General features: G+C 66.9%; 27 protein-coding genes. 18 read left to right on the top strand and 9 right to left on the bottom strand.

Going from position 1 to position 25,698, the window contains the following annotated elements:
- The 6 genes from AC3A4M_RS07385 to AC3A4M_RS07410 all read left to right on the top strand — a co-directional run bounded on the left by AC3A4M_RS07385 (position 1) and on the right by AC3A4M_RS07410 (position 6,379).
- Entirely contained in the window at positions 1–750 is a 750-nt protein-coding gene (locus AC3A4M_RS07385) for an urease accessory protein UreF (protein WP_498734959.1), read from the top strand.
- Between the two features lie 83 nt (positions 751–833).
- Positions 834–1,451, top strand: coding sequence for an urease accessory protein UreG (gene ureG, locus AC3A4M_RS07390; protein WP_498732926.1), 618 nt, complete (start codon positions 834–836; stop codon positions 1,449–1,451).
- Positions 1,448–2,326, top strand: coding sequence for an urease accessory protein UreD (locus AC3A4M_RS07395; RefSeq protein WP_498734960.1), 879 nt, complete (start codon positions 1,448–1,450; stop codon positions 2,324–2,326). The genes ureG and AC3A4M_RS07395 overlap by 4 nt, the downstream gene beginning before the upstream one ends.
- A gap of 81 nt (positions 2,327–2,407) precedes the next feature.
- Complete coding sequence (locus AC3A4M_RS07400) at positions 2,408–3,460, top strand: HoxN/HupN/NixA family nickel/cobalt transporter (protein ID WP_498734962.1); 1,053 nt, start codon at positions 2,408–2,410, stop codon at positions 3,458–3,460.
- 168 nt (positions 3,461–3,628) lie between these two features.
- The gene (locus AC3A4M_RS07405; protein ID WP_498734964.1) at positions 3,629–5,080 is read left to right on the top strand and encodes an amino acid permease; all 1,452 of its coding nucleotides are present in this window, start codon (positions 3,629–3,631) and stop codon (positions 5,078–5,080) included.
- A gap of 45 nt (positions 5,081–5,125) precedes the next feature.
- Complete coding sequence (locus tag AC3A4M_RS07410) at positions 5,126–6,379, top strand: endonuclease/exonuclease/phosphatase family protein (RefSeq protein WP_498734966.1); 1,254 nt, start codon at positions 5,126–5,128, stop codon at positions 6,377–6,379.
- 22 nt (positions 6,380–6,401) lie between these two features.
- Here the strand turns inward: AC3A4M_RS07410 and AC3A4M_RS07415 are convergent, their stop codons facing one another.
- The gene (locus AC3A4M_RS07415) at positions 6,402–6,950 is read right to left on the bottom strand and encodes a hypothetical protein (protein ID WP_498734967.1); all 549 of its coding nucleotides are present in this window, start codon (positions 6,948–6,950) and stop codon (positions 6,402–6,404) included.
- Between the two features lie 267 nt (positions 6,951–7,217).
- On the opposite strand from AC3A4M_RS07415, the gene AC3A4M_RS07420 reads away from it, so the two are divergent.
- The gene (locus tag AC3A4M_RS07420) at positions 7,218–7,445 is read left to right on the top strand and encodes a hypothetical protein (RefSeq protein WP_139003888.1); all 228 of its coding nucleotides are present in this window, start codon (positions 7,218–7,220) and stop codon (positions 7,443–7,445) included.
- A 122-nt stretch (positions 7,446–7,567) separates the two neighbouring features.
- On the opposite strand, the gene AC3A4M_RS07425 is transcribed toward AC3A4M_RS07420, so the two are convergent.
- Genes AC3A4M_RS07425 through AC3A4M_RS07445 form a run of 5 tightly spaced genes read right to left on the bottom strand, consistent with a single transcriptional unit; the run spans position 7,568 to position 13,513 of the window.
- On the bottom strand, positions 7,568–7,846 hold the full coding sequence (locus tag AC3A4M_RS07425; protein WP_169992307.1) for an HPr family phosphocarrier protein: 279 nt from the start codon (positions 7,844–7,846) through the stop codon (positions 7,568–7,570).
- Positions 7,847–7,872: 26 nt separating this feature from the next.
- The gene (ptsP, locus tag AC3A4M_RS07430) at positions 7,873–9,558 is read right to left on the bottom strand and encodes a phosphoenolpyruvate--protein phosphotransferase (protein WP_498734968.1); all 1,686 of its coding nucleotides are present in this window, start codon (positions 9,556–9,558) and stop codon (positions 7,873–7,875) included.
- A gap of 57 nt (positions 9,559–9,615) precedes the next feature.
- The gene (locus AC3A4M_RS07435) at positions 9,616–11,703 is read right to left on the bottom strand and encodes a PTS fructose transporter subunit IIABC (RefSeq protein WP_498734970.1); all 2,088 of its coding nucleotides are present in this window, start codon (positions 11,701–11,703) and stop codon (positions 9,616–9,618) included.
- A gap of 59 nt (positions 11,704–11,762) precedes the next feature.
- Positions 11,763–12,734 carry a 1-phosphofructokinase family hexose kinase gene (locus AC3A4M_RS07440; protein ID WP_498734972.1) on the bottom strand — a complete coding sequence of 324 codons (972 nt, stop codon included), beginning with the start codon at positions 12,732–12,734 and terminating at the stop codon, positions 11,763–11,765.
- Positions 12,731–13,513, bottom strand: a complete 783-nt coding sequence (locus AC3A4M_RS07445; protein WP_169992314.1) for a DeoR/GlpR family DNA-binding transcription regulator — start codon at positions 13,511–13,513, stop codon at positions 12,731–12,733. The genes AC3A4M_RS07440 and AC3A4M_RS07445 overlap by 4 nt, the downstream gene beginning before the upstream one ends.
- A 178-nt stretch (positions 13,514–13,691) precedes the next feature.
- Here AC3A4M_RS07445 and AC3A4M_RS07450 point away from each other — a divergent pair, with 178 nt between their 5' ends.
- Both AC3A4M_RS07450 and AC3A4M_RS07455 read left to right on the top strand, forming a co-directional pair.
- Positions 13,692–14,093 (top strand): hypothetical protein, encoded by a 402-nt coding sequence (locus AC3A4M_RS07450; RefSeq protein ID WP_498734973.1) that lies wholly within the window; start codon positions 13,692–13,694, stop codon positions 14,091–14,093.
- A 24-nt stretch (positions 14,094–14,117) separates the two neighbouring features.
- On the top strand, positions 14,118–14,738 hold the full coding sequence (locus tag AC3A4M_RS07455) for an alpha/beta hydrolase (RefSeq protein ID WP_498734974.1): 621 nt from the start codon (positions 14,118–14,120) through the stop codon (positions 14,736–14,738).
- Here AC3A4M_RS07455 and AC3A4M_RS07460 read toward each other — a convergent pair.
- Positions 14,735–14,986, bottom strand: coding sequence for a DUF6458 family protein (locus AC3A4M_RS07460; protein ID WP_264667687.1), 252 nt, complete (start codon positions 14,984–14,986; stop codon positions 14,735–14,737). The genes AC3A4M_RS07455 and AC3A4M_RS07460 overlap by 4 nt on opposite strands.
- A 192-nt stretch (positions 14,987–15,178) precedes the next feature.
- Here AC3A4M_RS07460 and AC3A4M_RS07465 point away from each other — a divergent pair, with 192 nt between their 5' ends.
- A complete protein-coding gene (locus AC3A4M_RS07465; protein ID WP_498734975.1) occupies positions 15,179–16,198 on the top strand; it encodes a hypothetical protein in 1,020 nt (339 codons plus the stop codon).
- Between the two features lie 18 nt (positions 16,199–16,216).
- Here the strand turns inward: AC3A4M_RS07465 and AC3A4M_RS07470 are convergent, their stop codons facing one another.
- Complete coding sequence (locus AC3A4M_RS07470) at positions 16,217–17,497, bottom strand: DUF445 domain-containing protein (RefSeq protein ID WP_498734977.1); 1,281 nt, start codon at positions 17,495–17,497, stop codon at positions 16,217–16,219.
- A gap of 104 nt (positions 17,498–17,601) precedes the next feature.
- On the opposite strand from AC3A4M_RS07470, the gene AC3A4M_RS07475 reads away from it, so the two are divergent.
- The 5 genes from AC3A4M_RS07475 (at position 17,602) to AC3A4M_RS07495 (ending at position 22,246) form a co-directional block, all read left to right on the top strand.
- Positions 17,602–18,474 (top strand): glycerophosphodiester phosphodiesterase, encoded by an 873-nt coding sequence (locus AC3A4M_RS07475; protein WP_498734979.1) that lies wholly within the window; start codon positions 17,602–17,604, stop codon positions 18,472–18,474.
- A 54-nt stretch (positions 18,475–18,528) separates the two neighbouring features.
- A complete protein-coding gene (locus AC3A4M_RS07480; RefSeq protein ID WP_498735566.1) occupies positions 18,529–20,751 on the top strand; it encodes a glycoside hydrolase family 15 protein in 2,223 nt (740 codons plus the stop codon).
- A 26-nt stretch (positions 20,752–20,777) separates the two neighbouring features.
- On the top strand, positions 20,778–21,584 hold the full coding sequence (locus AC3A4M_RS07485; RefSeq protein ID WP_498734981.1) for an AzlC family ABC transporter permease: 807 nt from the start codon (positions 20,778–20,780) through the stop codon (positions 21,582–21,584).
- Complete coding sequence (locus tag AC3A4M_RS07490; protein WP_139003900.1) at positions 21,581–21,892, top strand: AzlD domain-containing protein; 312 nt, start codon at positions 21,581–21,583, stop codon at positions 21,890–21,892. The genes AC3A4M_RS07485 and AC3A4M_RS07490 overlap by 4 nt, the downstream gene beginning before the upstream one ends.
- Positions 21,893–21,979: 87 nt before the next feature.
- A complete protein-coding gene (locus AC3A4M_RS07495; RefSeq protein ID WP_074700163.1) occupies positions 21,980–22,246 on the top strand; it encodes a DUF1876 domain-containing protein in 267 nt (88 codons plus the stop codon).
- 52 nt (positions 22,247–22,298) lie between these two features.
- Here the strand turns inward: AC3A4M_RS07495 and AC3A4M_RS07500 are convergent, their stop codons facing one another.
- Complete coding sequence (locus AC3A4M_RS07500; RefSeq protein WP_498734983.1) at positions 22,299–23,441, bottom strand: acetate/propionate family kinase; 1,143 nt, start codon at positions 23,439–23,441, stop codon at positions 22,299–22,301.
- 115 nt (positions 23,442–23,556) lie between these two features.
- Between AC3A4M_RS07500 and AC3A4M_RS07505 the strand changes: the two genes are divergently transcribed.
- The 3 genes from AC3A4M_RS07505 (at position 23,557) to AC3A4M_RS07515 (ending at position 25,512) form a co-directional block, all read left to right on the top strand.
- The gene (locus tag AC3A4M_RS07505) at positions 23,557–23,886 is read left to right on the top strand and encodes a thiamine-binding protein (RefSeq protein WP_498734985.1); all 330 of its coding nucleotides are present in this window, start codon (positions 23,557–23,559) and stop codon (positions 23,884–23,886) included.
- Positions 23,883–24,581, top strand: coding sequence for an O-methyltransferase (locus tag AC3A4M_RS07510; RefSeq protein WP_498734986.1), 699 nt, complete (start codon positions 23,883–23,885; stop codon positions 24,579–24,581). The genes AC3A4M_RS07505 and AC3A4M_RS07510 overlap by 4 nt, the downstream gene beginning before the upstream one ends.
- A gap of 76 nt (positions 24,582–24,657) precedes the next feature.
- Positions 24,658–25,512, top strand: coding sequence for a spermidine synthase (locus AC3A4M_RS07515; RefSeq protein WP_498734987.1), 855 nt, complete (start codon positions 24,658–24,660; stop codon positions 25,510–25,512).
- Positions 25,513–25,698: the final 186 nt, after the last annotated feature.

Consider the following 25,698-nt stretch of genomic DNA (forward strand, 5'->3'; position numbering starts at 1 on the left):
ATGACTAATACGATCGGCGGGTATGCTTTGCCAGCCGCAGCGCGCGCGGAAACGGACGCCTCAGCCGGGTGTCCGCCGTCGTTCTTGCTGCCGTTGCTTCAGCTCTCGGATTCCGCACTGCCGACCGGCGCCTTCAGCCATTCATTCGGGTTGGAAAGCTATCTGGACCGGGGACTGGTCCAGGATGAAGCCAGCTTCGGCCAATGGCTGGGGCAGTTCATTCACATCCAGCTGACCTACAGCGACGGTATGGCCATCCGGCTGGTGATGGAGGCCGGCTCGCGAACGGAAATCCGGCGATTGGACCGTATGCTCGCGGCACAGGCGCTGCCCCGTCAGATCCGCCTGGCCGGCATCAAAATGGGCGCAAGAATGTTACAGATCGCGGCAGAGACATTCGGCAGCCAGGCCCTGGACGAGTACCGCGAGGACGTCGGCCAGGGAGTGTGCAGCGGTCACCCGGCGGTAGCTTTCGCGCTGGCCGGTCGCAACCTCGGCGCGCCGCTGCCGGAGCTGCTGGCTACCTACCTGTTTTCCACCGTGACCTCGCTGACGCAGAACGCCATCCGCGCCATCCCGATCGGCCAGAACGCCGGGCAGCGGGTGCTGCGCCGGGCGCACGACGACGTCCTCGCCGCCGTCGCGCGGATTCCGCACCTGGACACGGAGGACTTCGGCGCCGCAGCGCCGGGGCTGGAAATCGCGCAGATGCGGCACGAGCGCCAGCGTGCACGCATGTTCATGTCCTGACCCGGACGCCCCTCAACTGACATCCATCCGACCCCGGAACCGGGTACACCACCGGCGGCCGGGACGCAGAACGCAAGGAGAACATTATGGAACCCATCAAGATCGGCATCGGCGGCCCCGTGGGCGCCGGTAAAACGCAGCTGGTGGAGCGCCTCACCCGGCACCTGAGCACGGAAATATCGATGGCGGCCATCACCAACGACATCTACACCATCGAGGACGCGAAGATCCTCGCGGCCAATGGCATCCTGCCGCTGGACCGGATTGTCGGGATCGAAACCGGCGGTTGCCCGCACACAGCCATCCGCGAGGATACCTCGATGAATTCCGCCGCTGTGGAGGAACTCAAAGAGCGCCACCCGGACCTGCAGGTGGTCTTCATCGAGAGCGGAGGCGACAACCTCTCCGCTACGTTCAGCCCGGAGCTGGTGGATTTCTCCATCTACATCATCGACGTGGCCCAGGGCGAGAAGATCCCGCGCAAGGCCGGGCAGGGCATGATCAAATCCGACCTGTTCATTATCAATAAGACCGATCTGGCCCCGCATGTGGGTGCCGACCTATCCGTGATGGAAGCGGACTCGAAGGAATTCCGCGGCGAACGGCCCTTCTGCTTCACGAACCTGAAGACGGACGAGGGCCTGGACCAGGTCATCGGCTGGTTGAAGCGCGATGTCCTGATGCTCGATCTGATCCGATGAGCACCGAGGCTGAACCGCGTACCGCCGGGTCCTTGGCTGCTGCCTCCGCCAGACCAACCGGCGAACTGCGGCTGGAGATCGGACTGCGCGGCGGCCGGGGAATTGCGACCAGTCAGTTCCATCAAGGGGCCCTGCGCGTCATCCGGCCCCATTACTTGGATGAGTCCGGGCAGGTCTGTTACGTCGTCGTCAATCCCGGCGGCGGTTATCTGGGCGGGGACGTTTATGAACTGGACGTCGACGTCACGGCCGACGCCCGGCTGCTGCTGACCACCCAGTCGGCAACGAAGGTCTACCGCACGCCCGGCAGCCACGCCGTCCAGCAGACCCGCATCAGGTTGGGACCGGGGGCCAGCTTGGAGTACCTCCCTGACCAGCTGATCGCCTACCGGGAGGCGTCCTACCGCCAGCACACCCTGGTGGAACTCGATGCCCAGGCATCCTTGGTGATGGCCGAGATTGTCACGCCCGGCTGGTCTCCGGACGGGACCCTGTTCAGATACGACGAAGTGCGGCTCCGCAGCGACATTTATGTGGACGGCGCCCTGCTGGCGCTGGACAACCTGCTCATCCGTCCGGCCCAGACCGGCTCCCCGGTGACCGGCATGGTGTTCCTGGAGGATTACACGCATCTCGGTTCGCTGATGGTGGTGGACCGGCGGGTCAACGCCGCCCTCGTCGATGAACTTTACGAGGTGCTCGGCCCCCTGGATCCCGAGGGACAGCTGGGCATCTCCCTGCTGGAGGGACCAGGCCTGGTGCTGCGGGCGCTATCGGGCTCCACCGATGCGCTGAACTCCCTGCTGCTGGCCGCCGTCGATCTGCTGCGCGGCCGCTGGTTCGGCCAGGGAAGGCTGGACCTGCGCAAATACTGACACTGAAAACTGCTGACCGGGCGCCTGGCTGCGTCCCCGACTCGAGCCGGCCCTCCCCAGGATGGCCGGAAAGGAGAGACAATGAACGCCCGATTGACGGGATTGACCGGTTCGAATTACCTGGAGCGGGAGAAACTGCCGCAGGCCCTCCGGATCGGAGTGACCTTCGCTGCGGTGGGCGCGCTGCACCTGGCGACCGTCGGGCTGCTGGCCTACTCGCTGCTGACGGATTCCCACCCGCTGGCCTTGGGCCTGTTGCTCACCGCGTACCTGGCCGGCATCAAGCACAGCTACGACTGGGACCATATCGCAGCCATCGATAATTCCAGCCGGAAATTTGCGGCCCAGGGCAGAGCGCCGGTCAGCGTCGGTTTCGCGTTCAGCTTCGGCCACAGCAGCGTTGTGCTGCTAGCGGGCATCCTGGTGGTCAGCGGCGCCAGCGTGATGGCAACAGCGCTGGAGGAAGGCTCCACGGCGAACACCATGCTGGGGCTGATCGGGGCGGGCGTCTCAGCTTTATTCTTGCTGGCCATCGGCATCTTCAATGGCGCCGCCTTCCGGCGCACCATGCAGCTGTACCAGCGGGCGCGTGCCGGTGGCCCGGTCTCCGGCCAGGACCTGCAACCGCAGGGCCTCGTCGCCCGGTTGCTGGACAAACCGCTCTCCCGGGTGAAACGCCCCCGCGACATCTACGTTCTGGGTTTCCTCTTCGGCCTGGGCTTCGACACCGCGACGACGATTGCCTTCCTGCTGCTGACAGCCTCCGCGGCGCTCGCGGGCATCTCTCCGCTGGCACTGATGGCATTGCCGCTCGGCTTCACCGCGGCGATGACGCTCTGCGACACGGCCAACGGCTTGGCAATGATGAAGATGTACCGGACTGCAGTGCAGGATCCAGCGCGGCGCATTGGCTTCAACATGGTGGTCACCGGGCTGTCGTCGGTATCTGCCCTGTTCGTGGCCATCATTACCATCGCCGGCATTCTGCTTGAGGTCGTAGGCCTCGGGGACCCGCTGACCATCTTGCTGGGCAGTGTGGATCTGGGTCATGCCGGACTGTTGCTGGTTGGTGTCTTCCTGGCCGTATGGGGTGCCGCTTCCCTGGGCTGGCGGTTCCGGCCAGCAGCGGCATAACTGAACTCGGCCCCGGCAGTGTTGGGCAATTTTGGCGGATGACCGGATCCGACCGGGCAGGAGACTAGTCCTGCGGCTTGTGGAGGACTAGGATCAGTTCACATTAGAGTTGCCTGTGGGCGCTGGGGGAAGCCTCGGGCACGATCCGCCCGCGACTCGAGGTGTGCCATGAGCAACCCAGATAGTAGCCGGTCAGTCCTCCGGCGCAAGCCGATCGACTTGGTTGAAGACGAAAACATCGACAGCGGGCTGTTCAAGAGCCTGGGTCTGTGGCAGCTGACCGCCATCGGCGTCGGCGGCATCATCGGTATCGGAATTTTCACCCTGGCCGGACTGGTCGCCAACGGCGGCGCCGATGCGGACCCGGTCGGCCCGGCGGTCATGATTGCATTCCTGATCGCCGGCCTGGCCAGCGCCGCCGCGGCCCTCTCCTACGCCGAGTTCGCCGGCATGATTCCGCGCGCCGGCTCTGCCTACACCTATGGTTACGTCGCGCTCGGCGAAATCATCGGCTGGTTCATCGGCTGGGATTTGCTGCTGGAGTACACGGCCATTGTGGCGGTGGTCGCCATCGGGATCTCGGGATACTTCTCCGAGTTCATGTCCGGAATCGGCGTGGACGTTCCCATCTGGATGCAGGGCACGGCGGACACGATCGAGGGCGGCGTGATCAATCTGCCGGCCATCGTGGTCTGCCTGTTCATCACTTGGATCCTGAGCCGTGGTACCAAGACTTTCGGCAGGTTCGAACTCGTTGCCGTGGGGCTCAAGGTCCTGCTCATCCTGTTCATCATCGGGCTGGGATTCTTCTTTGTCGACGTCGATAATTACACGCCGTTCATGCCCTCGGGCTTCGGCGCGGTGTTCGCCGGTGCGGCCACGGTGTTCTTCGCGGTCTTCGGCTACGACGCCATGAGCACGGCCGCAGAAGAGGCGACGGACGGCAAGAAACACATGCCCAAGGCCATCCTGCTCTCGCTGGCGATCGCCATGACGCTCTACGTGCTGGCGACGCTGGTGCTGACGGGCATGCAGAACTACACCGACATCAGCCCCACAGCAGGTTTCGCGTCCGCCTTCCAGAATGTCGGCCTGCCTGTTATCGCCACCATCATCTCGGCCTTCGCGGTCATCTCCATCCTGACCGTGATGCTGACCTTCCTGCTTGGCGTCACGCGCGTGTGGTTCTCGATGAGCCGCGACGGACTGCTGCCCACCTGGTTCGCGGCAACTGACCGGCACGGCACCCCGCAGCGGGTCACCTGGATCGCCGGCATCGCCTCGGCACTGCTGGCCGGTGTGTTCCCCATCCGGGCCGTGGCGGACCTGACCAACATCGGCATTCTCGCCGCCTTCGTAGTGGTGTGCGTGGCCGTGATCGTGCTGCGCCGCACCCGGCCGGACGTGCACCGCACGTTCAAGCTGCCGTGGATGCCCGTGGTGCCCGCGTTCGGCGTGCTGGCCTCCGGATTCCTGATGCTGCAACTGCACTGGGAGACCTGGATGAGGTTCGGCGTCTGGCTGCTAATCGGCCTGGCCATCTACTTCTTCTACAGCCGCCGGCACTCGCTGATGAACCCGGAAAGCCCGCGCCACGGCCGCCACAAGACCCACACCTGACGTAGCGTTCACCTGGCGTTCTCCCGGGGCAGCTATGTTGCCTTTATGCCTGTCTCGCCACCGATCCTGAAGCCGCTGGTTGCCGCGCTGGCAGCGGTGCTGCTGTCCGCCGTCGCTGTTCCTGCCGCCCACGCAGTACCGGAACCCCGATCGGGGAAGCCGGATACTGGGAACATGCAGCAGGACACCGTCAGGATCGCCACCTACAACGCCAGCCTCAACCGTGCCGCCGAAGGCCAGCTGGCGGCGGACCTGGCCACGCCGGGCAACGCGCAGGCCCGGAACATTGCCGAGGTAATCCAGCGGAACAACCCGGACATCCTGCTGCTCAACGAGTTCGACTACGACCAGGACCATGCGGCGGTGGACCTGTTCCGCACGAACTACCTGGAAGTCAGCCAGCACGGCCAGGCACCCGTGAGCTACCCGTACGCCTACACCGCCCCGTCCAACACCGGCGTCGACTCGGGACTGGATCTGAATAACGACGGCGAACTGGGCACCGTCGATGATGCGTTCGGTTTCGGCGAATTCGAGGGGCAGTACGGCATGGTGATGCTGTCCAAATTCCCGATTGAAACGCCGGGCATCCGCACCTTCCAGACCTTCCGTTGGCAGGACATGCCGGGCAACCTGATGCCCGCGGACTACTACTCCGCCGAGGCGCAGGAAGCGCTGCGGCTCTCCAGCAAGTCCCACTGGGATGTGCCGGTGCGGGTGGGCGGCAGGACGGTCCACGTGCTCGCCAGCCATCCGACGCCGCCGTCCTTCGACGGGGACGAGGACCGCAACGGGCGGCGGAACAATGACGAGATCCGCTTCTGGGCGGACTACGTCTCCGGCGGCAAGCGGGCCGACTATATTTACGACGACGCCGGACTGCACGGCGGCCTGAAGCCCGGCGAACGGTTCGTGATTATGGGCGACCAGAACTCGGACCCGCGCGACGGCGACTCCTGGCCGGGCTCCATCGACCAGCTGCTGAAGCACCCGCGGGTCCAGGATCCGGAGCCGGCTTCAAGGGGAGCAGTGGACGCGGCGAGAAGCCAGGGAGCCAGCAACATCAGGCATCTGGGCGATCCGCGGCTGGACACGGCCGACTTCCAGGACCATCCGGCGCCCGGGAACCTGCGCGTCGACTACGTGCTGCCCTCGAAGAACCTCAACGTCAGCGGCGCCGGGGTCTTCTGGCCTGAGCCGGGGGAGCCGGGAGCAGACCTGACCGGCGAATTTCCGTTTCCGACCAGCGACCACCGGCTGGTCTGGGTCGACCTGAAGCTTTCGAAAGGTCCAGCTTGAGCCGGGCGGCCAAGCGGATGTCCTAACCCCGGCGCTGCCAAGCCAGGCTGTGTAGGACGAGTGCGGCGGCAAGGGCAGTCAGCCCGCCGGCAATGAGCCCCGGCGAGAGCATGCTGAGGAGGTATATCCACTCTGGCGGGCCGAAGCCCGAGTTGACGCCGAACGGATCGTTCATGGTCATTACCGGTCCTAGCGCGGCCCAGAATCCTAGGGTGATGGCGCCCGCCCCCAGCAGCCAGAGGGCCAGCAGGAACGGATTGAACTTCGACCGCGGGGCCGGAGCGGGATCCTGCCCTTGTTCCCGCCCGGCAAGCTCGGGCGGAACGACCTCGGAGATGTCCGCCGCGCCGGTCAGGTCGGTGGAAGTGGAATGGGCCGCCGGGGCGGGACGGGGCGCTGCTGCCGCCGCAAATCCGGCCTCAGTGCGGTCAATGCCAGCGCTAGCCGCCCTGGACCCGTTACCCGCTGCCCGGTCCATGGGCTCTGCGGAAAGGTCCTGCGGCCGGCCGTCGGCCGGTATCCGGTGCCCGCGCTGGTAGATCGGGTCGTACCGGTCATCGAACTGCGTCATGGCGTCCCCCAAATCTGTTGCAGAAAAATCTACCCGAACTTAGGCCGCGCTGTTAGGCTTGCACGCATGGGAACACTGATTTTCGAGTAGAGACGGTCTCCGCTGTACCGGCCGGCTCCAAAGCTGCCCAAAAGAAAATCCTGCTTGTTGAGGCTGTGCCTCCGAGTTCTTTTCCCCTAACTCTTGATGAAAAGACCCGTTTTGCCGGGCTCTGTCCCGGCTTCTGGCGCACCCTCTCAGGCGTACATCGTAAGAAACGGAGGAACCATGACCACCATCGACAACAACCCTGACGCGGCCAAGGCCGAACTCAACGTGCATCTTGCCCCCGCTGCCGCCGAGAAACTGAGCAAAGAGCAGCAGAAGCGGCTCGCGGACGCCAAGGGTGCCAAGAGCCCGGGGGATCTGCCCGGCTGGCACAGCATCGGCAACAGCCACAAGCCCACGCATGCCAGCAACAGGCGCGGGCCGGCGGAGAAGAAGGTCCGCTGGTAGCAGCGGGTCCCGCCGCTGGCCGCTAACACCGCAGGCTCCGGTTCAGTCGCAGGACTGGACCGGAGCCTGTGCCGTTGCCGGAACCGGTGGACCGGCCGCGGCGATGCTGCAAGCAGTAGGTGCTATTCGGCGTCGTGGTCTGTTTCGAGCACCTGCACCAGGGCGTCGAGGGCCGCGTCGGCGCCGTCGCCCTCGGCCCGCAGCACTACCTTGGAGCCGTGCTCGGCACCCAGGCTCATCAGCGACAGGATGCTGGAGGCGTCCATGGCCTCGTCGGCGGGGGCGCCTTCCAGCGCGATGGTCACTTCCACCGGCTGGTCGCCGGCGGCCTCGGCAAAAATGGCGGCGGGGCGGGCGTGCAAGCCAACGCGGCTGGCGACGGTTGCGATACGTTCGGGCATGATTTCTCCTTTGTGACGGGACGTGCTTAGAGTCCGAGGGTTTCGAGCAAGGGCAGTTCGGCGCGCACGGCGGCGCGGGCTTCGGCAGCGGTGTCGGATCCCAGCGCCAGCGCAGCCAGCTGCTGGGCCCGCTCCAGCGGAACGGATTTGAGGACCGCGGCCACGGCGGCCAGCGAGCGGGCGCTCATGGACAGCGAGTTGATGCCCAGGCCAACAAGGACGACGGCGAGGGCCGGGTCCGCGGCCGCCTCGCCGCAGACTCCCACCGGTTTGGGTGCTTCCTGCAGGCTCGCCGCGCCGTCCACGGTGGCCTTGACCAGGTGCAGGACGGCGGGCTGCCAGGGATCGTTCAGCGCCGCCAGCGGGCCGAGCTGCCGGTCCGCCGCCATGGTGTACTGCGTCAGGTCGTTGGTGCCGATCGAGGCGAAGTCCACGCGCTTGAGGACCGAGCCGGCGGTCACCGCGGCGGAGGGAACCTCCACCATGACGCCGGGTGTTTCCAGCCCCGCGGCCTGGCAGAGTCCGGCGAAACGGCCGGCCTCCTCGGCGGTGGCGATCATCGGCGCCATCACCCAGACCTCGGCCTCGCTCTGGCCGGCCGCCGTGGCGATGGCCTGCAGCTGGCGCTCCAGCACGCCGGGGGTGGCCAGGTCCGTCCGGTAGCCGCGCACGCCGAGCGCAGGGTTGGGTTCGGTGCTGTCGGTCAGGAACGGCAGCGGCTTGTCGGCACCGGCATCCAGCGTCCGGACCACCACTTTCTTGGCCGGGAAGGCGTCGAAGACGGCCTTGTACGCGGCCACCTGTTCGTCGACGGTGGGTTCGGAATCGCGGTTGAGGAAGCAGAATTCGGTGCGCAGCAGGCCCACGCCCTCGGCCCCTAACGCGGCGGCCGCCACTGCATCGGCACCGCCGCCCACGTTGGAGAGCAGCGGGACCAGGTGGCCATCCGCCGTCGTACCCGTGCCGTCGAAGGGCTGCAGCGGTTCGCGGGAAGCATAGGCCGCGGCAAGGCCACGCTCCGCCTCGCCGGGGGACGGCGTGACGATGCCCGCGGCACCGTCCACGAAGACTTCCGTGCCCGGCGCCAGTTCCGTGGCGCCGGTGGCGGCGACGACGGCGGGCAGCCCGAGCGAGCGGGCGATGATGGCGGTGTGGGACTGCGGTCCGCCGCCGGAGGTGACCAGCGCCAGCACCATCGCCGGGTCCAGCGTGGCGGTGTCCGCCGGTGCCAAATCCTCCGCGGCCAGCACGAACGGCACGTCCGAGGCGGGGATGCCCGGGGCCGGTACGCCGCGCAGCTCGGCCACGATCCGGGCGCGGACATCGAGCACGTCGGTGGCGCGTTCGGCCATGTAGCCGCCGAGGGACTTGAGCTGTTCGGCGACCTGCTCCGCGGCTTCCCAGATGGCGCGTTCGGTGCCGCGGCCGGCCTCCAGCAGCTTGACCGCGGACTTGAGCAGCATCGGATCCGCGGCCATCAGCGCGGTGGCCTGCAGGACCTCGGCCGCCTCCTTGCGTGCCCCGGCAGCGCGGTCCTTCAGCGCAGCCTGCACCGTCTTCGCCGCGGCACGCAGCCGGTCGGCCTCTCCCTCGGCGGTGGCGCCGGCCGGCAGCCCTGCACCGGGTGCCGGCTCGGCGACGGCCGACGGCATCTGCAGTACCGGCCCGATCACTCGCCCCGGGCTGACGCCTACTCCGGTAATGCTGGTCATTGCGTACCCCTTGCTCAACTACTCGATGGCTTGTCTGTCAGCGTAGGCTGTCGCGGCCTAGGCCGCGACAGTTTCTGCCGGAGCGGTCTTCTTCGTTGCGTAGCGTTTCAGGGCCAGGACGGCCAGGGCCGAGACGATAGCTCCCACCACCACGGCTACCACAAACATAACCACATTGCCCATCGCAAAGAAGACGAAGATGCCTCCGTGTGGCGCCTGCGAGGTCACACCGGTGGCCATGGTCAGGGCGCCGGTCACCGCTCCGCCGAGCATGCTGGCGGGAATGACGCGCAGCGGATCGGCCGCGGCGAACGGAATGGCGCCTTCGGAGATGAACGCCGCGCCCAGCAGCCAGGCGGCCTTGCCGTTTTCGCGTTCGGCCAGCGAGAAGCGCTTGCGGTCCAGCACCGTGGCCAGGGCCATCGCCAGCGGCGGCACCATGCCGGCCGCCATCACGGTGGCCATGATCATCCACGGAGCCTGGTTGTCGGCGCTGCCTGCACCGAGGCCGGCGACGGCGAAGGCGTAGGCAACCTTGTTGACCGGTCCGCCAAGGTCGAAGCACATCATCAGTCCCAGGATGATGCCCAGGGCGGCGGCGGAAACACCGGTCAGGCCGGAGAGCCAGCCGTTCAGCGCAGTGGTCAGGCCGGCGATCGGGCCGCCGAGCACCAGGAACATCAGGCCCGAGGCCACAATGGAGGCCAGCAGCGGGATGATCACCACGGGCATCAGGCCGCGCAGCCAGCGCGGGACGGACCATTGTCCGATCAGGTGCGCAATCCAGCCGGCCAGCAGGCCGCCGACCAGGCCGCCCAGGAAGCCGGCGCCCATGAAACCGGCAACCGCGCCGGCGGTGAAGCCCGGGGCGATACCCGGCCGGTCCGCAATGGCGTAGGCAATGTAGCCGGCCAGCGCGGGGACCAGGAAGGACATGGAGAGCGCGCCGATCTTGAAGGCGACGGCGCCCAGATAGGTGAGCAGTCCGCCGTCGGGCAGGTTGCCGAAGTTGTTCTCCAGCACCACGGTGTCCGCGATATCGGTGATCGCGTAGCCGCCGAGCAGGAAGCCCAGCGCAATGAGCAGACCGCCGCCGGCGACAAACGGGATCATGTAGCTGACGCCGGTCAGCAGGGCGCGCTTGAGCTTGGCGCCGATGCTTTCGCCGGCCTGGCCGGTCTGGTGCGAGGCCACGTCGGCCGTGCCGCTGACGCGCCGGGCGTTCGGGTCGTCCGCGGCGGCGAGTGCCTCGCGGAGCATCACGTCGGGTTCGTCGATGGCCCGCTTGACGGGGGACTGGATGACCGGCTTGCCCGCGAAGCGCTCCTTCTCGCGCACATCGACGTCGACGGCGAAGATCACGGCGTCGGCCCTGTCGATGACGGCAGGATCCAGCGGGGTTGCGCCGGCCGAGCCCTGGGTCTCGACCTGCACCTCGATGCCGGCTTCCTTGCCCGCGGCGACCAGGGAATCGGCCGCCATGTAGGTGTGGGCGATGCCGGTGGGGCAGGCCGTCACGGCAACCAGGGACTTGGGGCGGTTGGGATCGGCGGCGGCAGCAGCGGCGTGCCGGCCGTGCTGCTCGGTCACGGTGGCGGTGCCGGCGGCTGCACCGGCACCTGCCGCGGCAGCCGCGCCTGCAGGAGCAGTGCCTGCCCCGGCCGGGGCGCCCGCGGCAACAGGGGCGCTTTCGTCCGGGAAGAGCGCGCTGTTGACCAGCGCCACGATGTCCGCGGGCGACTCGGCGGCCCGGAGGCTGGCGGTGAAGTCCTTCTTGATCAGGGAACGGGCCAGCTTGGAGAGGAGTTTCAGGTGCTCCTTGTCGGCTCCCTCGGGCGCGGCGATGAAGAAGACCAGATCGGCGGGGCCGTCCTTGGCGCCGAAGTCCACGGCGGGAGCCAGCCGCGCCATCGCGAGCGTGGGTTCGAGCACGGCGGAGGAGCGGCAGTGCGGAATGGCGATGCCGCCGGGCACGCCGGTGGCGGTCTTCTGTTCGCGGGCGACGGCGTCGGCGTAGAGGCCGTCGAATCCGCTGGCGCGGCCGCTGTCGAGCACCACTTGGGTCAATTGCCGGATCACATCCTGGCTGGTGGTGCCGAGGTTCTTATCCAGGGTGACAAGTTCTTCGGTGATGAGGTGGGACATGGCGTCTTCCTTGTGGGCGTGGAACTGACGGGAAATTGGGCTTGCGGGATGGAATGAAGTCAGGGGGCGGGAACGGAAAGCGAACTAACAACGACGGCGTCCGGCGTCGTCTGCGACAGGGCGGGCAAGGTGGTGCCGGGCAACGCTGCCGCTGCGGCACCGTGGGCTACGGCCTGGCGGAGGCAATCCGCGGCGGCCGCGCCCGAACTGTGCGCCAGCAGGTAGCCGGCCAGGGAGGAATCCCCGGCGCCCACGGTGCTGCGCGCGCTGACCGGCGGATGCGTCGCGTACCAGGCGCCCTCCCGCGTGACGAGGACGGCGCCCTTGGAACCCAGCGTGGCCAGCACCGCTTCAGCGCCCTTATCCAGCAGGAGCGCGGCGGTCTGCGCGGTGAGTTCCGGGTCCGCCTCCAGCGCGGCCTCGCTGTGGACGCCGGCCAGTTCGGCCAGCTCCTCCGCGTTGGGCTTGACCAGATCCGGCACGGCGGCCGGACCGGCGGCGAAGGCCTGGCGCAGCGGTTCGCCGGACGAATCCACGGCGATCCGTGGGGCAGCCGGGCCGAGTTTTTCGCGGACGCGGACGGTGAGCCGGGCGTAGAAATCGGCTGGCACGCCCGGCGGCAGGGAACCGGCGAGCACGAGCCAGGCGGCGCCGTCGCACTTTGCCAGCACGGCCTCGGCGAGTTCTTCCTGCCGGCTGCTGTCCAGATGCGGGCCGGGTTCGTTGATCTTGGTGGTGGTGCCGTCCGGCTCCGTCAGCGTGATGTTGCTGCGCAGGGCCTGGCCGATGGGCAGGCCCACGTACGCCAGGCCGTCCTGCCGCAGCCCGGTGATCACGGGATCCTCGGGGTCGCCGGGGAGAATGGCCAGATTGGCGACGCCGGAAGCGGCCAGGGTGCGGGACACATTGACGCCCTTGCCGGCCGCCTGCTGGGAGGCGGCCACCGCGCGCTGCACGCTGCCGCGGATCAGGGAGCCGGACAGCTCTACGGTGCGGTCCAGGCTGGGGTTGGCCGTGAGGGTAATGATCATGCCACCACCACCTCGACATCCGCGGCCTCGAGCGCCTCGGCCAGTGCGGCCGGGGGTGCGGCGTCGGTAATCAGGGTGTCGATCTCTTCAAGGCCGGCGAAGCGGACCAAGGTTTCCTCCTCGAGTTTGGACGAATCCACCAGCGCGACCACGCGGCGGGCACAGCGGACTATTGCCGTTTTCACGGCGGCCTCCAGAGCATCCGGGGTGCTCAGGCCGAAGCCAGCATCGATGCCGTTGGCTCCGATGAACGCGATGTCCGGGCGCAGGGCGGCGAACTGTTCCAGCGTCCGCGCACCGATGCCCGCACTGGTCAGGCCGCGGACCCGCCCGCCGATCATTTCCAGCTGGAGTTTCGAGCCGGTGGAGATCCGGAAAGCGATGGGGACCGCGTGCGTGATGACCAGCAGGTCCTCGTGCCGCCCGTTGGACTCGGAGGCCAGCAGCTCGGCCAGCTGCTCCGTGGTGGTGCCGGCGTCGATCACCAGCGAGGCCGGGCCGGAGGGGATGAGCTCCAGGGCCTTGCGGGCAATCCGCTGCTTCTCCTCGTGCCGCTGGAGCTGGCGGCTGCCCAGGCTCTGTTCGCTGGTGCTGGCCCGGCCGGCAGCGACGGCGCCGCCGTGAACCCGGCGAAGCACGCCCTGCTGTTCGAGGGTGGCCAGATCGCGCCGGACGGTTTCCTTGGTGATGTCGAAACGGTCCGCCAGTTCACCCACGGTGGCCCGGTTTTTGGCGGCCACAAGCTCACCGATCTTGCGGTGGCGTTCGGCGGCAAACATGTTTTCTCCTTCGAGAAGCTGAACCGGGAGGGGGAGTGATTGGTGTCACGTCGATCTTTGTTTTGATGACTTTATCTGTGTTTGTTTCCGCTTGTCAACGAAAACCAACATAAAAACAGAAAAGCGGGCTTCCGGAGTTCCCGGGAGCCTTAGGGGGAGCTCTTATACAGTGGGGGCCATGAGGGCAGATGTCCGCAGGTTGATGCTCCTCCAGGCCGGCAACGTGCTGCTCCTGGCGGCAGGACTGGGCGTGGTGGTAATCGGCGTTGACGTCCTGACCGCGCTGCTGGTGGGGTCCTTCGGGAACCCGGGGCTGGGCGGGTTTGGTGCCATTATGATGCTTGGCGGCGGTCTGCTGTCCCTGGTCTTCGGCATCTTCGCCTACCGCTGGACGGCGCGCGGGGAACGCTATGCGCCGCTGTTCGGCGTGCTCGGCTGGGCGGTGCTGTGGCTGCCGCTGTCCCTCGCCGCGGCCGTACTCACGGGCGGGCATCCGGCGTCGTCGTTCATCGCTACCGGTATCAGCGGGGTGGGGATTGTGCTCTCACTGGTCGCGCTGGGCAGCAAGAAGCCGCGCTGAGCGGGCGGGTGGTAGAAGTAGTCCATGACGACTGCCGTATGGTCCCGCCCCGAGGACGAGCGCGCCGGCACCGAGCTGCTGGTCATGATCCACGGCTACGGCTCCTCCGAGGAGCGGGTGCTGCCGCTGTTCGAGGCGCTGCCGGCGAATGTGACCGGGGTGGCGCTGCGCGGCCATTTCGACGTCGGGGCCAACTACGGCTGGTTCCTGCTGGATGCGTTCCTCGCCTCGGACTTTGCCGACGTCGTCAGCTCGGCCAACAAGGTGTTCGCCTGGCTGGACCCGGTGCTCGCGTCCGGCATGTTCACCGGCACCAGCCTGCTGGGCTTCTCCCAGGGCATGGCCATGGCCACCACGCTGATCCGGCTGCGGCCCACGGCCTTTCGTGCCGCCGTCGGGCTTTCAGGTTTTGTGTTGGAGAACGAACTGCTGACCCTGACGGATGACCTGGACGGCACGCTGCCGTTCTTCTGGGGGCGGGACGCCGCGGACGTAGTGATCCATCAGGATGCGGTGGACTACGCGGCGGACTGGCTGGAGGCCCACACCCGGCTCACGGCGCGCACGTATCCCGGGATGGGGCACAACATCGGGCCGGAGGAGATCCGCGACGTCGGAATTTTCCTGAAGACCTACCTGGGCTAGAGGCCGTTGTCCCGGGTGTCGTCGCGGCGGACGGTCTCCCCGGTGTGCGGGTCATGCAGCTGCCGGCTCTCGGTCACGCGGCGCCTGCTGGTGCCGGCCATGACCACCGAGATGATCAGGCCCAGCACGCCCACGCCCATCAGGATCCAACCGACCAGTGTCAGGTCGATAAAGTCGACGACGTCGGCCACGGCGAACGCGAGGATGGCGCCGATGGCGATCAGGGCAATCGAAGATCCGATTCTCATAACCAACTACTCCTTGTTCCTGACGCCAGCCTGCCGATGGCCGCGGGCGTCGATAGAGGAATACTGCGGTGCTTTCCTCAGCATACTGATCTTGTTGCCGCGCCGGGGAAAATTGCCGGTTCCCGGCGTGCTGCGGAGCCGGTGATCTAGTGTTAAGGCGAAGGCCATGTCCGCTACCTCAAGGAGGACTTCGTGGCGAAGAACAGGAAATTCAACCCGGCGGTCAAGATGGCTGCCGGTGCGGCTTTTGACGAGAAGGGCAACCCCAAACCGGCTGTCGCCAACGGAATCATGAAGGCCCTGGACGTGCAGCGCCCGCTGGTACTGGCCAACCTGAACCGGCTGCGGAGCAAGTACCCGGAGGCCTCGCCGGCCGAGCTGTCCGCGAAGCTGGAGAAGTACTACCTTTCCGCCATCACCGGCGGTGGGGCGGCCGTGGGCGGATCCGCATTAATCCCGGGTGTGGGCACCATCGCCGCCCTGGGACTTTCCGCCGCCGCGACCGTAGGGTTCCTGGAGGCGACCGCGCTCTATGCGCAGTCCATCGCCGAGCTGCACGGGATCCACACGGACAACCCGGAACGGTCCCGGACCATGGTCATGGCCATCCTGATGGGCGAGGAAGGCAGCGCCTTGATCCGCGAACTGGCCGGCCAGACCAACGGGCGGAACAAGCCGGGCCAGGCGTGGGGCAACGTCATCGGGACCAGCATGCCTGCGGGCATGATGGGCACCATCATGGACAGCATGCGCCGGCGCTTCCTGAAGAAGTTCCTGGCCAAGCAGGGCACTGCCCTGCTCGGCCGTGCTGTGCCGTTCGGTATCGGGGCCGTGGTGGGCGGTGCCGGCAACCACATGATGGGACGCCGCGTCATCGAATCCACCCGCGAGGCCTTCGGCGAGCCGCCGCTGACCCTGCCGATGTCCCTGGTGGAGGAGCTGGCCCAGCGCAAGCACCTGATCCCCCGCAGGAACCTGATTCCGGGCAGGCGCAAGGAGCTGGGCGCGGGTGCTGGCGCTACCGGCGCATCCGGCGGTGCAGTTGCAGGCACGGCGGTGGGTGCCACGCCGTTGTCCACGACGCATGCCGGACCTGAGTCCTCCCAGTCGCCTCGGCCCGAGGATCTTGCAGCGTCACCGGGGCCGGATCTACCGGCCGAGACGGACCCGCAGACCGGGCAGCACCGCGGAGCCGAGCCGGACGACGTCTGAGTAGGCCGCGTTGCGGAGCTACCCGAAGATGGCGTGGGCGATGGCGAAGATGACCAGGCCGGCCAGGGACCCGACTACCGTGCCGTTGATCCGGATGAACTGCAGGTCCCTGCCGACCTGCAATTCGATCTTGCGGGAGGTTTCCTCGGCGTCCCACCGCTCTACTGTTTCGGTGATGACGGACGCGATCTGGGACCGGTAGGTCCGGACCAGGTACCCGGCGGCCTCCTCGATCCAGCCGTCCACCTTGGCGGCGAGTTCCGTGTCGCTGGCCAGCCGGCTGCCGAAGTCGCGGACGGCCGTGGTGAACTTGCGGCTGAGTTCGCTCTGCGGATCCTCGACCGCCTCCAGCAGGGCGCGTTTGAGGGTGTCCCACGTCCGTACCGCCAGCTGGCGTACCTCCGGATCGCCCAGCGCGTTCTTCTTGAGGTTCTCCACCCGGGCGATCATGTCCGGGTCGGTCTGCAGATCCTGGGCCAGCGACTGGAGGTAGACGTCCAGCTGCTGCCGGACCTGGTGCTCCGGGTCCGCCTGCACGGCGGCAATGAACTTGTACAGCTCGAGGTGGACCTTGTCGCCCATCAGCGAGTCCACAAAGGAGGGAACCCAGGTGGGGGAGCGGTCCGCCACCAGCCGGGCCACGGTTTCCTGGTTGTCCAGCACCCAGTCCGCTGCGCGGTCCAGTAGCAGGTCTACCAGTTTGAGGTGGTGGCCGTCGTCGAGCAGCCGTTTGGCCAGCTTGCCCAGCGGCGGGCCCCATTCCGGATCCAGCAGGTGCCGCCGCGCCATCGACTCGATGACGTCCTGGACGTCCTCGTCGTTGAGGACCAGCATGGCGGCGCGGATGGCGGTGGCGCCTTCCCGGGCTACGCGGTCCGCATTTTCGGGCCGGGCCAGCCAGGCGCCGGTTTTGGCCGAGACCCCCAGCGAGGCAATCTTGGTTTTGACCACCTCCTCCGAGAGGAAGTTCTCCTCCACAAAGGAGCCCAGGCTGGCGCCGATCTGGTCCTTCTTGCGCGGGATGATCGCCGTGTGCGGGATCTTCAGGCCCATCGGGTGCTTGAACAGCGCGGTGACCGCGAACCAGTCCGCGAGGGCACCCACCATGCCGCCTTCGGCAGCGGCACGGACATACTGCAGCCAGGGATACTGCTCCTGCAGGGCGAACGCCACGATGAAGATCACAGCCATGAGCACCAGCATTCCGGTGGCCAGGCGTTTCATTTTCGTTAGCCCGGCGGCGCGTTCGGCATCCCCGATAACGCTGCGGCCGTCGTCGTACATCAGCTGTGTGCTCATCTGGCCTCCGCGGCAAAAAAGTTCTGGGACCCGTCAAGCTAAGTTAACCAGTCCGTCGTGGCGAAAGCGGGTTCCGGTCGGCAAATTCACGTACGGTGAAAACCATGAAGCATAAGATCTTCGCCCACCGCGGTTCCAGCGAACAGTACGCGGAAAACACCCGGGCTGCCTATTTGCAGGCGATTGCCGACGGCGCCGATGGGCTTGAGTGCGACATCCACCTGACGGCGGACCTGAAGCTGATCTGCTTCCACGATTTTGATCTGGACCGCACGTCCACCGGAACCGGCCACGTTGCCGACCATACGCTGGAAGAGCTGCTGCGGCTGGACTTCTCGTCGTGGCGCGGCGTGCCGATTCCGCCTGAGTACGGCGGCGTGGCGGACCAGCTGCTCACGCTGGACGCGCTGATCGACCTCATGCGCAAGGCCGGCCGTCCGCTCGACCTGGCGATCGAGCTCAAGCACCCCAGCCCGTTCGGCCAGACCCTCGAGGACGAATTGCTGAAGTACCTGATGGCCGAGGGGTGGGATCCGGAGACGTCGAGGCTGGGCAACCTCAAGCTCTCGTTCATGAGCTTCCATCCCGACACCGCCAAACATCTGGAAGACCATGTGCCCACGGACCACTTGTGCCAACTGCTGGACAACATTGAGGCCGAAGAGATCAAGAGTTCCCTCTTCATGGGCTCCCTGACAGTGGGCGCCGTGGTAGCGCTGCTGCGCCGGGCCCTGTCCGAAGGCGAGGCGCTGATCGAACAACGCGCCGTGGGGATGGCCGGCCCGGGCATTGACTACATCAGGTCGCACCGGCCGCTGATCGAGCGCTGGCTCGCGGCGGGCCTGCGCTTCAGGGTCTGGACCGTCAATGAGCCGGACGACGTCCGGCTTTGCCACGAGCTGGGGATCCACGAAATCACCACCAACCGGCCCGTGCAGGTGCGGCAACTGCTGGAACAGCTGGAGGCCGGTTCCTGAGCTGTGCGAATAGCCGCCGCAGAATAACGCGGACCGTGGCACACCTGCTCCTGCCTGTGGTTGAGTGGAGAAATGGCATCTCCAATTGAGGACTACGCGCTCATATCGGATCTGCACACGGGGGCACTGGTCTCCCGGAACGGCAGCATGGACTGGCTCTGCTTCCCACGCTTTGATTCAGATTCGACGTTCGGTGCCCTGCTGGGCACTGAAGAGCACGGCCGCTGGTTGCTGGCTCCGGATGGTAGCCGTGAGCAAACCGATGTCCCGCTGGGTACCGGGCCCGCCGGGGAAGCCGCCGGTCAAGGTGCCGGGCCCGCCGAGGGTACCGGCGACGCAGGCCAGCAGATCGACCCCGATGCCGCCGCGAGCGGCGCGGACGCGAAAGCGCTGGACCGGGACGGGGCCCCGGAGGGCAAGGCCGCTGCCGGCGGGAGCGCCACGGCAGTAGTCTCTGACCAGGACCAAGGACAGGATCTGACTGTGGAGGGTGGCGCTACCACGGAGGCTGTGCACCGCGGCGGCGAGGTCCGCGGACAAGCCAAAGACCCGCGCGGAGATCACGCCCGGCGGGAAGGATCCGTTCATGGCGAGGAAGGCAAACCCACCGGCGCGGACGAGCAGAATGAAGCAGAACGCAAGAAGCGTGCCGGAGCCCCCGTCGTCGTCGAACGCAGTTACATCGACTCCAGCTTTGTGCTCCGCACCCGCTGGAGGACGGACACCGGCGAAGCCACCATTACCGAGTTCATGCCCGTAGGCGACCGCCGGGCCTCCCTGGTCCGCCGGGTAGAAGGCGTCAGCGGCACCGTGACCATCAGCCAGGAGATTGTGGTGCGGTTCGGCTACGGCGTTGTGGTGCCGTGGGTCAACCGGGTCAGAAACGAGGACGCCGACGAGGAATCCATTGTTGGCATCGCCGGCCCGGACGCTGTGGTCCTGCACGGGTCCAACCTGCCCCACGCCAAGGACCGCCGGCACCGCGGCCAATTCGTGGTTAAGGCCGGCGAAACCGTTGACTTTGAACTGTGCTGGTTTCAATCGCACCGCCCGGTTCCGCCCATGATCGACGTGGACCAGGCACTGGAAGACACCCTGATGTACTGGCGGGACTGGTGCTCGCGCTTCCCTCCGCAAGGGGAATACCACGAGATGGTCAAGCGCTCGCTGCTGGTGCTGCGCGCGCTGACGCACGAGACGACCGGCGGGATCGTCGCCGCGCCCACCACGTCGCTGCCCGAGCATTTCGGCGGGGAACGCAACTGGGACTACCGGTACGTCTGGCTCAGGGACGCCGCCCTGACGCTGGAATCCATGATGACGCACGGCTATGAGACCGAGGCGCTGGAATGGCGCAACTGGCTGCTGCGCGCCGTCGCCGGCGACCCGGAGGACCTCCAGATCATGTACGGCCTGGCCGGTGAGCGGCATCTGGCCGAGCGGGAGCTGGACCAGTTCCCCGGCTACGCGGATTCCAAGCCGGTGCGGATCGGCAACGGCGCCGTCGGGCAGTACCAGGCGGACGTGATCGGCGAGGTCATGGTGGTGCTCGAGAAACTGCGCAACATGGGCGGCCAGGAGGATCATTTCTCCTGGCCCCTGCAGAAGGCTCTGCTGCACTACATCGAGAAGCACTTCGACAACAAGGACCACGGCATTTGGGAGATGCGCGGCAAGCAGAGGTATTTCACCCACTCGCGTGTGATGATGTGGGCTGCCTTCGACCGCGGGGTGCGCGCCGTGCGCGACCACGGGTTGGACGGCGAGGCGGAGCACTGGGCGGATCTGCGTGACGAACTCCGTGAGGAGATCATGGAGCAGGGGTTCAATAGGGAGATCAATTCGTTCGTCCAGACCTACGGCAGCACCGAGGTGGACGCTTCCCTGCTGGTGATCCCGCAGGTGGGATTCGTGAAGTACGACGACGACCTGATGCTGGGTACTGTGGCCCGCCTCGAGCAGGAGCTAGTTGATGAGTTCGGCTTGATCCTGCGGTACAGGACGGAAGCCGGCTTAGATGGCCTGGAGCCGGGCGAGCACCCGTTCCTGGCCTGTTCCTTCTGGCTGGTGGAGCAGTACGCCCGGTCCGGCCGGATCGAAGACGCCCGCGAGCTGATGGACCAGCTGGTGGGCTACGCCAACGAACTGGGGCTGATGGCCGAAGAGTACGACCCGGTGAACAAGCGCATGGCGGGCAACTATCCGCAGGCCTTCTCGCATCTGGCCCTCATCCGGGCCGCCGACGCCATCAACGGCCACGCACAGGAAGCTCTGTAGTTCCTGTGGAGGACTAGTCTGGTGGGGTGAAGTTATTGCAGTCCCCCGCGGTGAAGGTGGGGCTTTCCATCGCCATCGCCACCGGGCTCTACGGGATCTCGTTCGGCGCCCTGTCCGTGGCGTCAGGTCTGGACTTCTGGCAGACCATGGCCCTGAGTTTCCTGCTCTTCAGCGGCGGCTCCCAGTTCGCCTTCATTGGCGTTATCAGCGGCGGCGGCACCGGCATTGCGGCGATGAGCGCTTCGGCGCTGCTCGGCATCCGCAACGGGATCTACGGCATGCAGATGAACGCCCTGCTGTCGCCACGGCAGTGGCGGAAACTGCTGTCCGCCCAGGTCACCATCGACGAGTCCACGGCCACTGCCTCCGGGCAGACCGACCCGGACGAGCAGCGCCGCGGCTTCTGGACCGCCGGGGTGGGCATCTTCATCCTGTGGAACCTGTTCACCGCCGTGGGCGCGCTCGCCGGTAACGCCTTGGGCGATCCGAAGCAGTGGGGACTGGACGGGGCAGCCGTGGCGGCGTTCCTGGCACTGCTGTGGCCCCGGCTCAAGGGCAAGGAGCCGGCCGCCATCGCCGTCGTCTGCGGTTTGGCAACGCTGCTGGCGGTCCCCTTCCTGCCGAGCGGCGTTCCCATCCTGGTCGCCGCGGGCGTCGCCGGGGTCATCGGCTGGTTCGCGCATAATCGCGTTCCCGCCGGCATGGCCCCGGACATCGAACCCTACGACGAGCCGTATTCCGAGCACGACTGCCATCACATGGTGCTGCCCGAAGACGCCACGGCCAGCCGCGGCCGGGGCAAGAACGGCCCGGGCCAGAGGAGGCCCGAATGAGCCTGTGGTTCTGGATTCTCGTCGCCTGCGTGGTCAGCTACGCCACCAAACTCGTGGGCTATCTGGTGCCGGCGAAGTGGATGAAGAACGAGCGGATGTCCCGCGTTGCTGCCACGCTGACCATCGGCCTGCTGGCCTCGCTGACGGTGGTCAACGCCTTCTCCTCGGGGCAGCAGCTGACCTTCGATGCGCGGTTCGGTGCACTGCTGGCCGCCGCGGTTGCCCTGGTGCTGCGCGCGCCGTTCCTCGTCGTCGTCATCGCCGGCGCCGCTGCGGCAGCCCTGCTCCGCCTCGCCGGCTGGGGCTAGGCAAGACCGGCAAACTCTGTGCCCACGGACCCTTGACGCAGTTGCCATGGCGTCGGAAGGTGGGGGTGTTAAGAGGAGGCGGTGACCATGGAGGAAAAGCGCTGGTCGGTGGAGATCGTCATCGACGAGTACGAAGGGAAAACGCGGGCCGAGGCCAAGTTGAAGGCGGATGGCGGAGGAGATCATCGGGGAATCGGGTTGGCCCGGCTCAATCCGATCGACTCCGACGTCCCCAAGATCGGCGATGAGCTGGCCGCTGCACGGGCCCTGTCGGACCTGGCGCATCAGCTGATCGAAGCCACGGCGTCGGATATCGAAAATTCGACCAAGGAACGGGCGCATCTCAAAGGCTGACAGGGGAGCGCAGCCGGGACGAACGCGCTGCGCTGATTAAGGACGGCGTTGGCTACGTGCGCTGACTAACGACGGCGGCAGCCGCCTCGGCGATGACCTTTTCTTCGTCCGTGGGAACCACCAGGACGGGAATGGCGGATCCGGGGCCGCTGATGACGCACGCCTCCTGCGGATCGTCGGCCGCCGAGTTGGCCTCGCTGTCCAGCGTGATGCCCAGCACGCCGAGGCGGTCGACGGCGAGGGCGCGGAACGCGGCGGAATGCTCACCGACTCCGGCGGTGAAGACCAGGGCCTGGGCGCCGCCGCAGGCAACATGGTACGCGCCGACGTACTTGGCCAGCCGGTAGCTCGCGACTTCCAGCGCGAGTGCCGCCCTGGCGTCGTCGTTGTTTGATGCTTCGACGATCCGGCGCATGTCGCTCTCCCCGGCCAGGGCCTTCAACCCGGATTCGTGGTTGAACAGGTCCTGCAGGTCGTCCGGGGTCCGGCCGGTCTGCTGCAGGAAGAGCACCAGCCCGGGATCGAGATCGCCCGGCCGGGTACCCATGACCAGACCCTCCAGCGGGGTCAGCCCCATCGAGGTGTCCACGCTTCGGCCGCCGGAGATGGCGGTGGCCGAGGCGCCGTTGCCCACATGCGCAATCACGGCGTTGAAGGAACCGGGCGGGATGCCAAGCAGCCTGGCCGCCTCCCCGGTGACGTACTCAAAGCTGCTGCCGTGGAAGCCGTAGCGCCGGATTCCGTGTTCGCGGTACAGCTCATCGGGCAGGGCATAACGCCACGCGTGTTCGGGCAGCGTGCGGTGGAAGGCAGTGTCGAAGACGGCCACCTGCGGAATGTCCGGCCACTTCTTGCCGATCGCCCGGATGCCTTCGGCGTTCGCCGGGTTGTGCAGCGGCGCTAGCGGGCTGAGGCGCTCGATCGTCTCCAGCACCTCGGGCGAAATCAGCACGGGGCGATCATAGTGCTCGCCGCCGTGCACCACCCGGTGGCCCACCACGTCAATCTTGCGGGAGCCGAGCTTCCGGTCCAGCTCCTTGGCCATGGCCTCAAGGGCGTCGGCGTGGTCTCGGACTTCGCCGTCGCCGATCTGCCCGATGCTGCCGTCGGCCAGGACCGCGTTGTCCTCCGCGGGGACCTCGCGCACCTGGTACTTCAGCGACGAGGAGCCGGAGTTGATGACGAGGATCAGCATAAAACGTGCCTCCCGGGGAAGAGTGGTCCACCCCCATCCTGCCAAAGCCGGAGGCCGCGGACTACCGCCGGGGCAAAGCCTGTTGCGCCGCAGGTGGCTGTGGAAGACTGGGCTCATGCTTGTAGCCTTCTCTGTTTCTCCGTCCGGGGCGCCTGCCACAGGGCCCGCACCACACGATGCTTCGGTCCACGGGGCCGTCGCTGCCGCCGTGAAAATCGTCCGCGAATCGGGCCTGCCCAATAAGACGGACGCCATGTTCACCACCATCGAGGGTGAGTGGGACGAGGTCTTCGACGTCATCAAGCGGGCCACGGAAGCCGTCGGACAGTTCGGCGAGCGGGTCTCGCTGGTCCTGAAAGCGGACATCCGGCCCGGCTACTACGGGGAACTGACCGGCAAGGTGGAACGGCTGGAAGCAGCCATCACCGAACAGGACCGAACATGAACGCCGGCTCGGGAGAGCGCTGGGTGGAGGTGGAGGACTACCTGACCGCCACGCTGGTCGGCGAAGACGAGGCGCTGGCCGCGGCCCGTGACGCCACCGCGGCCGCCGGAATGCCGCACATCGAAGTGGCCGCGCCGCAGGGAAAGTTGCTGATGCTGCTGGCCCGGTTGACCGGAGCCAGGAAGGTACTGGAAATCGGCACCCTGGGCGGCTACAGCACCACGTGGCTGGCGCGCGGATTACCGGACGACGGCGAAGTGGTCACCTGCGAGTACGAGGCGCGCCATGCCGAGGTAGCGCGGGAGAATCTGGATCGGGCCGGAGTCGGTGCCAAGGTCAGCATCCGTGTGGGCGCCGCACTGGACACGCTGCCGCAGCTCGAGGCTGAACGCGCGGGCCCCTTTGACCTGGTTTTCATCGACGCCGACAAGGAAAACAACGCCAACTACGTCAACTGGGCGCTGAAGCTGACCCGCCCCGGCAGCCTGATCGTGGTGGACAACGTAGTCCGCGGGGGCAGCGTACTGGATGCGGACCAGGCCGGTGCGGGCGGGGATGATGCGGAGGCAGCGGCCATCCGTGGCACGCGCGATGCGTTGGCGCTGCTGGGCAGCGATGACCGGCTGGATGCCACGGCCGTGCAGACCATCGGCTCCAAGGGCTGGGACGGCTTCGCCTTCGCGGTTGTGAAGTAGGCGGTTTCCGGCCGGGCGGCGGACGTCTTACGATCAACGGTATGACTGCGCCTGATTTCGTCGACCGGAACGGCTGATGGGACGGCGCAACCGCGGCCGGAACCCCGAGCCGGCCGCTGCTGCTGCCGGGCCCGCCGAAGGCCGGTACGAGATTTCCTCCGGCGTGGCCGAACTGGTCCGGGACGCCGACGGCACGGACGCCTGGCTGCTGAAAATCAACGGGGTCCAGTCCTCGCATGTAGTGATCGGCGAGCCCGAGCGGCTGGACTTCGAGTACATGCGCTGGATGGCGGCGCTGATCGAATCGCACTGGCCGGCAACGGGTTCCCTGCGCGCGCTGCATCTGGGCGGCGGGGCCTGCTCGATGGCGCGTTACCTCGCGTCGCGCTACCCGGACGCGCGGCAGGTCGTCGTCGAAATCGATGCCAAACTGGCCGAGCTGGTTCGGCAATGGTTCGACATCCCCAAGGCGCCGCTGGTGCGCATCCGGGTCGGCGAAGCCCGCGAGGTCACCGAGTCGCTGTCCGAAAACAGCCGGGACCTGATCATCCGGGACGTCTTTGCCGGCAGCCAGACCCCGGACAGCCTGGTCACGCTGCAGTTCACCCAAGCCGCCCGCCGGGTGCTGGCACCGGGCGGAATCTATCTGGTCAACTGCGGGGACACCCCGCAACTGCTCCTCGCCCGCGCCGAGGCCGCCACTATCTCAAGCGTCTTCGAACATACCTTGATCATCGCGGACCCGCCTATGCTTAAAGGGCGGCGCTATGGCAACGTCATCATCGCCGGCAGCGACATTCCGTTCGGCGACGACCCGCAGCTCGTGCGGGTCCTGCTGGGCGGCGCAGTTCCGGCCCAGCTCTGGGGTCGTGGGGAAGTGGCGAAGTTTTCCAGAGGGGTTGCCGTTCTGCAAGATCCGGCAACTAATTAGGATCGTTTCACCGATTGTTGTGACTTGTCAGCAGGTTCTGTATTACATTAGGAATGAACGGTCGTGGGAGACCGTAAAGGCCCGGGAGGGATCCGCTTGCGGTGAACTCTTCGGAGGCAGACCGGGGACAAAATCGGCTTCGACACTATGGATGGTGGCTGGAGCACCCTGTCTGCTCAACCGGAC

The organism is Arthrobacter sp. Soil_C_60, assembly GCF_057656375.1.

What these genes read in the sequence shown, in the direction of transcription:
- AC3A4M_RS07440 (WP_498734972.1), bottom strand. Translation starts at nt 12,734, where the DNA reads ATGATCATTACCCTCACGGCCAACCCCAGCCTGGACCGCACCGTAGAG.
- AC3A4M_RS07500 (WP_498734983.1), bottom strand. Translation starts at nt 23,441, where the DNA reads ATGCTGATCCTCGTCATCAACTCCGGCTCCTCGTCGCTGAAGTACCAG.
- AC3A4M_RS07470 (WP_498734977.1), bottom strand. Translation starts at nt 17,497, where the DNA reads ATGAGCACACAGCTGATGTACGACGACGGCCGCAGCGTTATCGGGGAT.
- AC3A4M_RS07455 (WP_498734974.1), top strand. Translation starts at nt 14,118, where the DNA reads ATGACGACTGCCGTATGGTCCCGCCCCGAGGACGAGCGCGCCGGCACC.
- AC3A4M_RS07420 (WP_139003888.1), top strand. Translation starts at nt 7,218, where the DNA reads ATGACCACCATCGACAACAACCCTGACGCGGCCAAGGCCGAACTCAAC.
- AC3A4M_RS07415 (WP_498734967.1), bottom strand. Translation starts at nt 6,950, where the DNA reads ATGACGCAGTTCGATGACCGGTACGACCCGATCTACCAGCGCGGGCAC.
- AC3A4M_RS07475 (WP_498734979.1), top strand. Translation starts at nt 17,602, where the DNA reads ATGAAGCATAAGATCTTCGCCCACCGCGGTTCCAGCGAACAGTACGCG.
- AC3A4M_RS07445 (WP_169992314.1), bottom strand. Translation starts at nt 13,513, where the DNA reads ATGTTTGCCGCCGAACGCCACCGCAAGATCGGTGAGCTTGTGGCCGCC.
- AC3A4M_RS07405 (WP_498734964.1), top strand. Translation starts at nt 3,629, where the DNA reads ATGAGCAACCCAGATAGTAGCCGGTCAGTCCTCCGGCGCAAGCCGATC.
- AC3A4M_RS07495 (WP_074700163.1), top strand. Translation starts at nt 21,980, where the DNA reads ATGGAGGAAAAGCGCTGGTCGGTGGAGATCGTCATCGACGAGTACGAA.
- AC3A4M_RS07490 (WP_139003900.1), top strand. Translation starts at nt 21,581, where the DNA reads ATGAGCCTGTGGTTCTGGATTCTCGTCGCCTGCGTGGTCAGCTACGCC.
- AC3A4M_RS07450 (WP_498734973.1), top strand. Translation starts at nt 13,692, where the DNA reads ATGAGGGCAGATGTCCGCAGGTTGATGCTCCTCCAGGCCGGCAACGTG.
- ptsP (WP_498734968.1), bottom strand. Translation starts at nt 9,558, where the DNA reads ATGACCAGCATTACCGGAGTAGGCGTCAGCCCGGGGCGAGTGATCGGG.
- AC3A4M_RS07505 (WP_498734985.1), top strand. Translation starts at nt 23,557, where the DNA reads ATGCTTGTAGCCTTCTCTGTTTCTCCGTCCGGGGCGCCTGCCACAGGG.
- AC3A4M_RS07515 (WP_498734987.1), top strand. Translation starts at nt 24,658, where the DNA reads ATGGGACGGCGCAACCGCGGCCGGAACCCCGAGCCGGCCGCTGCTGCT.
- AC3A4M_RS07410 (WP_498734966.1), top strand. Translation starts at nt 5,126, where the DNA reads ATGCCTGTCTCGCCACCGATCCTGAAGCCGCTGGTTGCCGCGCTGGCA.
- AC3A4M_RS07385 (WP_498734959.1), top strand. Translation starts at nt 1, where the DNA reads ATGACTAATACGATCGGCGGGTATGCTTTGCCAGCCGCAGCGCGCGCG.
- AC3A4M_RS07400 (WP_498734962.1), top strand. Translation starts at nt 2,408, where the DNA reads ATGAACGCCCGATTGACGGGATTGACCGGTTCGAATTACCTGGAGCGG.
- AC3A4M_RS07395 (WP_498734960.1), top strand. Translation starts at nt 1,448, where the DNA reads ATGAGCACCGAGGCTGAACCGCGTACCGCCGGGTCCTTGGCTGCTGCC.
- AC3A4M_RS07435 (WP_498734970.1), bottom strand. Translation starts at nt 11,703, where the DNA reads ATGTCCCACCTCATCACCGAAGAACTTGTCACCCTGGATAAGAACCTC.
- AC3A4M_RS07510 (WP_498734986.1), top strand. Translation starts at nt 23,883, where the DNA reads ATGAACGCCGGCTCGGGAGAGCGCTGGGTGGAGGTGGAGGACTACCTG.
- AC3A4M_RS07425 (WP_169992307.1), bottom strand. Translation starts at nt 7,846, where the DNA reads ATGCCCGAACGTATCGCAACCGTCGCCAGCCGCGTTGGCTTGCACGCC.
- AC3A4M_RS07460 (WP_264667687.1), bottom strand. Translation starts at nt 14,986, where the DNA reads ATGAGAATCGGATCTTCGATTGCCCTGATCGCCATCGGCGCCATCCTC.